Here is a 1,411-nt window from a genome sequence, read left to right as displayed (position 1 = left end):
CGCAATCGCATCCCGCTTGAACTCCGCGGTGTACCGCTTCGTGTAGTTACTTCCCACCTGGTACTACTTCCTCTGGAACCTCAATGTCCCAGTCTCCAGGTGTCCACGATCACGGGGAAGCTCCACCAGAGCGGTTCGGAAGGCGTGCATCTGGCCGTATCCAGCGTCGGCCACGACAACCTGGCCGGCCAGCCCCCACCCCAGTGCCTCATCGATCGCGTCCAGTGCCAGCCGCCACTTCTCCCGGTGTCTCACCTCTTCGGGTATCCCGGCCTTCGTTCGGCGTTCATCATCGGGGTCCGCCCACTCCTCGGGCAGGAACAACCGCCACGTCAGCGGCACCGATGCCGCTTCGGTGACCGCATGCAGACTCACGCCCACCTGGCACAGCGACTTCTTGCCCAGGGCCCCACACCACTGTCGGGCTGCTCCGGCCGACTGATCTCCCGCCTTGGGGAAGGATGTGTCGTCGATCACCCACGCTTCGGGAACGACGGCTTCACACAACTTCGTCGCGATGGCCCGCAGCACCGGGGTGTGGTCCCACGGCGACTGGCTGACGAACTGCTGCAATGCCTGCATGTTGCCGTCCGGAAGTCGCTCGGCCATCGGCTGGATGGACTTGCGTCGCCCGTCCAGCATCAGCCCGCGCAGGTAGCAGTTCCCCCATCCGCGCTGGTCCTTGCGCTTGAGCGGCGAGAACACCTCAGCCACGAACTCGCCGATAGAGTCCCGCAGTTGCTCGACCTCCCCGAGATCCACGAGCGGCAGCATGCACCACCATGGACCGTGCGATCAAATCAACCTAACGAAGCACTACTAGATGAATGAGTCCGATGTTCTCAGTGGTCGAAGGCGATGAGGGATCGTTTGATCTTGGCGTCGGTGGTCCAGTTGTGCCAGACGCCTGCGGCGAGGGCGAGGAGTCGTTGGCCAGTGCGGGCGAACACTCCGGGCAGGGTTCTTGCTCCGTGTTGTTCCAGGCTGAGCTGGCCTTGAGGGTGTCGAAGACGGCCTCGATCCACTGGCGGACACGGGCGAGGCGGCCGTGGCGGACGGGCTCGCCCTTCCGGTCCGGCCGCACCAGGTGGACGCCGAGGCGTTCTTCGAGGAACGCCTCGAAGTCCTTCCCGGCGAAGCCCTTGTCCGCGAGGATCACCTGGCCGGAGCGGACGAGGCGGTGGTCGCGTTCCAGTAGCGCGGTCATCACCTCGCGTTCGCCGAGTTTCGGGTTGGCCAGGCACCAGGAGACGGGCATGCCTTCGGCGGTGGTCAGCAGGTAGAGCCGAAACCCCCAGAAGAAGCGGGAATGGCTGCGGCAGTAGCCGTAGCCTGCGTGTCCGGCCAACTCGGAACGTTTGACGGTCTCTCGGGAGGCGGCACACGGTAGCGGGGTGGAGTCGATCAGCCG

Annotated in this window: 2 pseudogenes; both read right to left on the bottom strand. The window is 65.0% G+C overall.

Annotated features, from left to right (window positions below):
* Nucleotides 1-126: 126 nt before the first annotated feature.
* Nucleotides 127-762, bottom strand: a pseudogene (locus ACLJT4_RS42365) (IS701 family transposase); the annotation flags it as partial.
* A gap of 80 nt (nt 763-842) precedes the next feature.
* Nucleotides 843-1,411 (bottom strand): annotated as a pseudogene (locus ACLJT4_RS42360) (IS982 family transposase); the annotation flags it as partial.

Source organism: Streptomyces sp. x-19 (assembly GCF_046549115.1).
Classification (GTDB): domain Bacteria; phylum Actinomycetota; class Actinomycetes; order Streptomycetales; family Streptomycetaceae; genus Streptomyces; species Streptomyces albulus_C.
This window is presented reverse-complemented; position numbering and strand designations above follow the sequence as displayed.